The sequence below is a fragment of the Curtobacterium sp. B18 genome (genome assembly GCF_000333375.1).
Taxonomy (GTDB): Bacteria; Actinomycetota; Actinomycetes; order Actinomycetales; family Microbacteriaceae; genus Curtobacterium.
This window is the reverse complement of the sequence record NZ_BACZ01000633.1, coordinates 1-6,882: the sequence shown is the minus strand read 5'-3', so window position 1 is coordinate 6,882 and position 6,882 is coordinate 1. Positions and strand designations below refer to the sequence as shown.

Sequence of the window (6,882 nt, the reverse complement as noted above, 5' to 3'; positions counted from 1 at the left end):
CCTCCCGTCATGGGTCGCGTCAGCGACGTGGTGGCGTCAGCGCGTCACCAGGCGTAGTCCTCCGGCGAGGTCTTGTGCCCCGGGAAGATCTCGTCGAGCCGGTCGAGGGCGCGCTGGTCGAGGCGGATGTCGACGGCGCGGACCGCGGACTCCCACTGCTCCATGGTGCGGGGACCGGTGATCGGCGCGGTGACACCGGGCTGGTGCAGCAGCCACGCGAGGGCGAGTTCACCCGGGGTGTGCCCGAGCTCCTTGGCGAAGGACTCGTATGCGGTGAGCTGGTCGCGGTGGCCCTCGACGTACTCGGCGCTGCGGCCGGAGAGTCGGCGGGAGCCGTTCTCGGTCTTCTCGATCACGCCGCCGAGCAGACCGCCCTGCAGCGGCGACCACGGGATGACGCCGAGGCCGTACTCGCGCGCCGCCGGCAGGACCTCGCGCTCGATGTCGCGCACCACGAGGTTGTAGATCGACTGCTCGCTGACGAGGCCGAGGGTGTTGCGGCGCTGGGCGGCCTCCTGCGCCTGGGCGATGTGCCACCCGGCGAAGTTGGACGAGCCGACGTAGAGCACCTTGCCCTGCTGCACGGCGACGTCGATCGCCTGCCAGATCTCGTCCCACGGCGTCGCGCGGTCGACGTGGTGGAACTGGTACAGGTCGATGTGGTCCGTCTGGAGGCGCTGCAGGCTCGCGTCGAGGGCCTGGCGGATGTTGTACGCGCTGAGCTTCCCGCCGTTCGGCCAGTCGATCATGTCGCCGTAGACCTTCGTCGCGAGGACGGTCTTCTCGCGACGGCCGCCGCCCTTGGCGAACCAGCGGCCGATGATCTCCTCGGTGGCGCCCTTGCCCACCGAGCCGCCGTAGCCGTTCGCGGTGTCGAAGAAGTTGACGCCGAGCTCGTGGGCCCGGTCCATGATGGCGTGCGAGTCGTCCTCGCTGGTCTCCGGGCCGAAGTTCATGGTCCCGAGCACCGCTCGTGAGACCGACAACCCTGTGCGGCCGAGGTGTGTGTAGTCCATGTCCCCGGTCTACGCGATCGACGGCGGGTGTGGCAGGCCCTGGGAGTACCGGCCTCCCGGCGGTCCCGTGCATGCCGCGGCGGGCATGCGGCCGTCGGTCGGGGGAGTAGCGTGCCGATCGTGAACACCCCAGCACTCCGTGGCAGCCGGATCCTCGGGTTCGGCCACCACCAGCCATCGCGCATCCTGACCAACGACGAGCTCTCGACGATGGTCGACACGAACGACGAGTGGATCCGCACCCGGACCGGGATCGAGACCCGGCACATCGCGGGCCCCTCGGACACCGTGACGTCCATGGCGATCGAGGCGGCGCGGAACGCCCTCGCGGACGCCGGTGTCGACCCCGCACGGGTCGGACTCGTCATCGTCGCCTCGACCACCCACCGCGACCGGGCGCCGTACACGGCCGGACGCGTCGCCGCGGCACTCGGTCTCTCGCCGGCCGTGGCGCCCATCGACATCAACACCGCGTGCAGCGGCTTCGAGTACGGCGTCGCGCTGGCCGACCAGGCGATCCGGGTCGGGTCGACCGACATCGCGGTCGTCGTCGGCTCCGAGGTGCTGTCCGGCATCGTCGACTGGACCGACCGCTCGACGTGCGTGCTCGTCGGCGACGGGGCCGGGGCGGCCGTGCTCGGCGTGTCCGACGAGGCGCAGATCGGTCCGGTCTCGTGGGGGAGCGTGCCGCACCTGCAGGAGGCGGTCCTGGTCTCCGGCGACCCCGAGCGCTTCACCCAGGAGGGTCGCTCGATCTACCGCTGGGCGATCACCGAGGCCGCCGACCACGCCCGGGCCGCGGTGGCCGCCGCGGGCCTGACGATGGACGACATCGGCGTGTTCGCGTTCCACCAGGCGAACCTGCGGATCATCGAGCCGCTCGTGCACGCCCTCGGCGGGGAGTCGAAGTTCGTCGTCCGGGACGTCGTCGAGTCCGGCAACACCTCGGCGGCGAGCGTGCCGCTTGGGCTGTCGAAGGCGTGGGCGCGGGGGGACCTCCCCGAGGGGGTGCCGGCGCTGCTGTTCGGGTTCGGCGGCGGGTTCGCGCACGCCGGGCAGGTCGTGACGACGCCGGTGCGCGGGCGCTGAGGCGGGGATGCGGCCGACGCGGGCGGACCGGTCGCTGCGGGACCGGTGACGGACGGGAGGCGCGGNGCCAGCGAGCANCGCGCCTCCCGTCATCGGTCCCTGCGGTTGGTCGCCGGTGCGGTCCGGCGGTCAGTCGCCGGTGCGGTCCGGCGGTCAGTCGCCGGTGCGGTCCGGCGGTCAGTCGCCGGTGCGGTCCGGCGTGTCGGCCCAGAGGTCCTCGCGGCCCTTCCGGCGGCCGATCGCCCGCCGCTCCTTCGGGGCCTTCGCCTGCTTGGGTTCCTTCGCCTGCTTGGGTTCCTTCGTCGGCTTCGGCTCGAGGACGATGGGGAAGTGCGCGGGGGGTACACCGAACCCGGTCCGCGAGGCCTGGATCACCTTGCGTCCGAGCGCGTGGTTGCCGAGGCCGCCGACCGCCGCACCGATGCCGAACGGGAGCGCCCGCCCGACGATCGTGGTGCCCTGCCGTGCAGCGAACCGCTTGATGAACTGGTCGCGGACCTGCCCACCGATGCCGTTCACGACCTGCTTCGGGAGTGACGACGTCACCATCTCGCCCCAGAACGCCGTCCGCACCTGTCCACCGGCGATCTGTCCGGCGAGCTGGTTGATGAGCTGCGTCCCGGGTGCGCCGAGGATCATCGCCATCACGAGCATGCGTGCGCGTTCGGGGTCGTCGAGGGCGATCCCGTGCACCTCGGTCACGGACTGCGCGAAGAGCGCCGTGGTCTCGAGGAAGCCGACCGTCTCGACGCCGCTCAGCCCGAGTGCCGCCGCCATGCCGACGCCGGGGATCACCGCGCTCGCGCCGACGGCGGCGCCGCCCGTGGTCACCGCCGCGAGGTACTCCCGTTCGAGGATCTGGATGATCTCGGCAGGCGACGACCGGGGGTGCCGACGGCGCAGGGCACGAACGTGCGCCACCACGACGGGGCGCTGCACGCTGAGCACCCGGTCGAGCATCTTCACCCAGCCCGTGGGGGACTGCTGCTCGGGGGTGCGCGCGTTCGGGTCGTTGGGGGTGGAGGCCACAGGCGATGCCGGCAAGGGCACGATCGCCTGGTCCTTCTGCTCTCGGGCCATGGAGACGACGGTACGCCGGACGCATGGGAGGCTCGTCGGATGACCCCCGCACGACCACTGGACGACGCGCGCCTGGCTGCCGGCTTCCTGACGCCCGACGACGTCGCGGCCCTCGCGCCCGACGTGCTCGTCCTCGACCCCTCGTCGGTGCTCATCGGTCGGTCCGTCCGCATCGAACCGGGCGTGGTCCTGTACCCCGGCACGGTCCTCGAGGGTCGTGGCACCGGGACCGTGGTCGTGCGGTCCGGCGCCCGCCTCGGACCGGGCCCGGTGACCGTGGTCGCCCACGGCGCGGACGTCGAGATCGGTCCCGCGGAGCTCGGCCCCGGCTCGGTCACCGTCGTGGCGACCGACGCCGCCGACGTGGTCATCGGGCCGGGAGCCCGGTTGTCCGGCGGCTGTCTCGTCGAGGGACCGGCGACGATCGGGGCGGGCGCGCAGGTGATCGGCCCGGTCTCGATCCGTGACGTCGTGTTGGCGGCGGCGCCGACCGGGGCCCCCCCGACCGGGACCGACGCGGCCCCTTGTCCAAGGTTCCGGCAGGATCTCGGTGTCCGTCTGGGTGCGGGCGACGTGGTCGTCGGGCGGACCGAGGTCTCCGGGGTCGAACGCCAGCGGGGCCACCATCCCGACGCGCCCCGGCGCTGACCCGTGCGGCCTGGACGCACGCGACTCATCAGCACGGGATCCCCGCCCGCCGTAGCTTGGTCCGCACCCGCTCGGGATCCATCAGGTCCGCCCAGGTCAGCCGGACGACGGCGCGGACATCGGGGAACGACCGCACGAAGTCCTCGCGCTGCTTCTCCTGCCAGTGGGCGTCGGCCGTGGTCCGCCCACCGAGCATCGTCGGGTCCTCGTACTTCCCCCGGCCGTCCACCTCGACGACCACGCCGTGCCCGGGGAACCAGAAGTCGACGACCGCGGTGCGTTCCCCCGGGCGTCGGAAGGCGTGCTGCTGCACGGGGTCGGGCACGCCGAGCTGTCGGAAGCGGACCCGGCAGACGGACTCGGCGGGCGACCCGGACAGCGCGGATCCCATCCCGATCGCCACCGCTGCCTTGTCCTGGCCCCGCTCACCGCGCCCGGCGGCTTCATCGCGCAGCATCTCCGGGAGCACGACCCGGTCGTGCAGCGCGGCATCGATCATCGGAAGGCTCTCGACGAGCGGGCGTGCGACCGCGACGTCGACGAGCGTCCGGACCATCGAGGTCGTGCCCGATCCTTCGAAGTCCACGGACGACGTCGGCGGGAGATCCCGCCACCGTGCGTCGGTCTGCGCTCGTCGTGGGGCGCCGTGGACGCGCGTGAGCGCAGTGGCCTCGCTCCGACATCGTCGTGGATCGGTGACCTCGATCTTGTCCGGGGGCGCGCCGACGAACGGAAGCCCGTGGACGGCTGCAGCGGATCGGTGTGAGATCTCGACCGGCGGGCGGATGGTCCCTGCACTCGCACGGACGAGCAGGAGGTGTCGTTCTTCAGGACGCAGACCTGCGACGTCGCCGGGTCGGACGAGCACGCCCGGGCGGACAGCGGTCAGTTCGCCGCGGTGGACCTGCCGTTGGAGCGCGCGACGTTCCGCGCTCGGGTGCCCGGCGGTGCGGATGAGGGGGATGGCGAGGACTCGTTCGTGCATGCGCCAACGATGCGGTCCTGAACGCGACCATGCTGTGCCGCGCGCCGATCTGTGGACGGTGGCCGCGCCTCCTGGCCTGTGGAGGAAAGAACGCGTGTGCAAGGAGCGACATCGTTGACGTCGGACGACACCGGTGTTGTCGCACGTGGGCGTCTGCAACTGTTGCGTGCGCGGGAGAGCGACGAGGTCGATGTCGTACGACGTCGACCGTGTCGTTTCGCGTCGGGCGGCCGACGGCGGCCCGGCGCGCAGCGCGTCAGCGCCGGGCGAGCTCGGCGCGGAGCGGCAGGTCCTGGTCCTCGAGGATGAGCTGCGCCCCGACCGACGTCCGGGCGTTCACGACGATCGGCGCGAGCAGGTTCACCGTGGTGCCGCCGTCCTCGTCGCCACCGCCGGGGTTCGCGACGACGAGGAGCATCGCGTCCTCGGGCGCGGTCAGCCCGAGCCCGGTCGCCTGCTCGTCCGTGAGCTCCGGCGCGTACGACGGCAGGTGCACCGCGGCGTCGAGCACGAACAGCCGGGCGTCGTCGCCGACGAGCGTGAACAGCCCCTCGGCACCGTCCACCGGCGTCAGCGTGAAGACGGGAGCGGGTGCGAGGCCGAACGGCGGGACGGCGAAGGTCAGGTCGATGCTCATCGGAGGTAGTCCATCAGGGTCGGCTGCAGGACCTTCGCGGTGACGGCGAGGGCTGCCTGGTAGTTGGTCTGCTGCACCTGCAGGTCGAGGACGGCCTTGGCGAGGTCCTTGTCCTCGATGCCGGCACGCCGGTTCTCGAGCGACACGGTCGCGCTCTTCAGCGAGTCCTGGGCGGTGAGGGCCGCGGCGTGCCGGACGCCGACGTCCGCCTGCACCCCGCGCACGGTGGCGAGCGCCGCGTCGACGTCGTTGATGCGGGGGTTCACGTTCACGCCGTTCTGCAGGTCGCCGACGATCGAGTCGATCATCGCGAAGACGGAGGAGGAGCCGGAGCCGAACACCGCGGTGCCGGACGTGTCGACCCGCACGGTGCTGCCGTCGCCGATGCGTCGCGTGACGTCGGCCCCGGAGGAGGCCCACCCGGTCGCCGGGTCGTACACGGTCGACGCCGTGGACGAGCCGGCGAACACCGAGCGGGTGCCGTAGGTCGTGTTGGCACGCGCCTCGAGGTCGGACTTCAGCGACTGGAACTGCGTCACCAGTGCGTCGCGGTCGGTGTCGCTCATCGTGCCGCTGTTCGCCGCCTGCACGGTGAGGTCCCGCACGTTGTTGAGCACCGAGTAGACGCTGGACAGGGCGCTGTCGGTCGTGGCGAGCCAGCCGGCGGCGTCGTTCGCGTTGCGCGTGTACTGGGCCGCGGCGGCCTGTTCCTTGCGGACCTGCATGGACGACGCGGTTCCGACCGGGTCGTCCGACGGTCGCTGGATGTTCTTCAGCGTGGTGGCCTGCTCGGTGAGCTGGGCGACCTTCGCGGCACCGGCCTGCAGCCGGGCACTGGCCGAGGCCATCGACATCTGGGTGGTCACACGGGTGATCACGGTCAGCCCCTCCCGACGATTCCTGTGCGGTTGATGATGGTGTCGAGCATCTCGTCGACGGCGGTCAGGACCCGCGCGGCGCCCTGGTACGCGTGCTGGTAGCTCAGCAGGTTGACGTTCTCCTCGTCGAGGTCCACGCCGGCACTCGACTGCTGCTGGGTGCGCGCGTTCGTGAGCGCCAGACCCGTCAGCGTCGATTCCGACGCGGCCGACCGGGAGGCGCTGCCCACGCCCGCCACGAAGGTCGCCCAGGAGCGGTCCGCGCCGTCGGTCGCCGCGCCGAGTCGCGAGAGGGCGTCGGCGAACGAGTCGTCGAGTTCCCCCGCCGCGTTCCGCGTCGCCAGACCGCTGGCGTCGGTCGGCACGACGGCGAGGCCCTGCGCCGCCGGGACACCGGCGGTGAGCGAGAAGAACGGTGCACCGGTCGTGCCGGTGGGCGTCGTGCCGGTGGCGTGCACGGCGTTGACGGCGGTCGCGAGCTTCGTCGCGACCAGGTCGTACGAGGCGGAGGCCTCGGCGAGTGCGCCGCCGGTGCCTTCGCGTCGCCGG

Annotated in this window: 8 protein-coding genes; 2 read left to right on the top strand and 6 right to left on the bottom strand. The window is 72.2% G+C overall.

Annotation, left to right across the window (positions count from 1 at the left end; translation table 11 throughout):
- Positions 1-44: 44 nt before the first annotated feature.
- Positions 45-1,016: an aldo/keto reductase gene (locus I5E_RS17025; RefSeq protein WP_022908046.1), complete on the bottom strand. Its 972-nt coding sequence runs from the start codon at positions 1,014-1,016 to the stop codon at positions 45-47.
- Positions 1,017-1,136: 120 nt separating this feature from the next.
- On the opposite strand from I5E_RS17025, the gene I5E_RS17020 reads away from it, so the two are divergent.
- Positions 1,137-2,105, top strand: coding sequence for a beta-ketoacyl-ACP synthase 3 (locus tag I5E_RS17020; protein ID WP_031263032.1), 969 nt, complete (start codon positions 1,137-1,139; stop codon positions 2,103-2,105).
- A 177-nt stretch (positions 2,106-2,282) separates the two neighbouring features.
- Here the strand turns inward: I5E_RS17020 and I5E_RS17015 are convergent, their stop codons facing one another.
- Entirely contained in the window at positions 2,283-3,185 is a 903-nt protein-coding gene (locus I5E_RS17015) for a hypothetical protein (protein WP_187290537.1), read from the bottom strand.
- Between the two features lie 39 nt (positions 3,186-3,224).
- Here I5E_RS17015 and I5E_RS22940 point away from each other — a divergent pair, with 39 nt between their 5' ends.
- Positions 3,225-3,833: a hypothetical protein gene (locus tag I5E_RS22940; RefSeq protein WP_022908044.1), complete on the top strand. Its 609-nt coding sequence runs from the start codon at positions 3,225-3,227 to the stop codon at positions 3,831-3,833.
- A gap of 28 nt (positions 3,834-3,861) precedes the next feature.
- Here I5E_RS22940 and I5E_RS24775 read toward each other — a convergent pair whose 3' ends face one another.
- From I5E_RS24775 to I5E_RS16985, 4 genes are all read right to left on the bottom strand, one after another.
- The gene (locus I5E_RS24775; RefSeq protein ID WP_148287024.1) at positions 3,862-4,818 is read right to left on the bottom strand and encodes a hypothetical protein; all 957 of its coding nucleotides are present in this window, start codon (positions 4,816-4,818) and stop codon (positions 3,862-3,864) included.
- A gap of 256 nt (positions 4,819-5,074) precedes the next feature.
- Positions 5,075-5,455 carry a flagellar assembly protein FliW gene (fliW, locus tag I5E_RS16995; protein ID WP_022908041.1) on the bottom strand — a complete coding sequence of 127 codons (381 nt, stop codon included), beginning with the start codon at positions 5,453-5,455 and terminating at the stop codon, positions 5,075-5,077.
- Complete coding sequence (gene flgL / locus I5E_RS16990; protein ID WP_022908040.1) at positions 5,452-6,333, bottom strand: flagellar hook-associated protein FlgL; 882 nt, start codon at positions 6,331-6,333, stop codon at positions 5,452-5,454. Before flgL ends, fliW begins: the two co-directional genes overlap by 4 nt.
- A gap of 2 nt (positions 6,334-6,335) precedes the next feature.
- Positions 6,336-6,882: flagellar basal body rod C-terminal domain-containing protein (locus tag I5E_RS16985; protein ID WP_022908039.1), on the bottom strand; the 547-nt coding region annotated here is incomplete at its 5' end.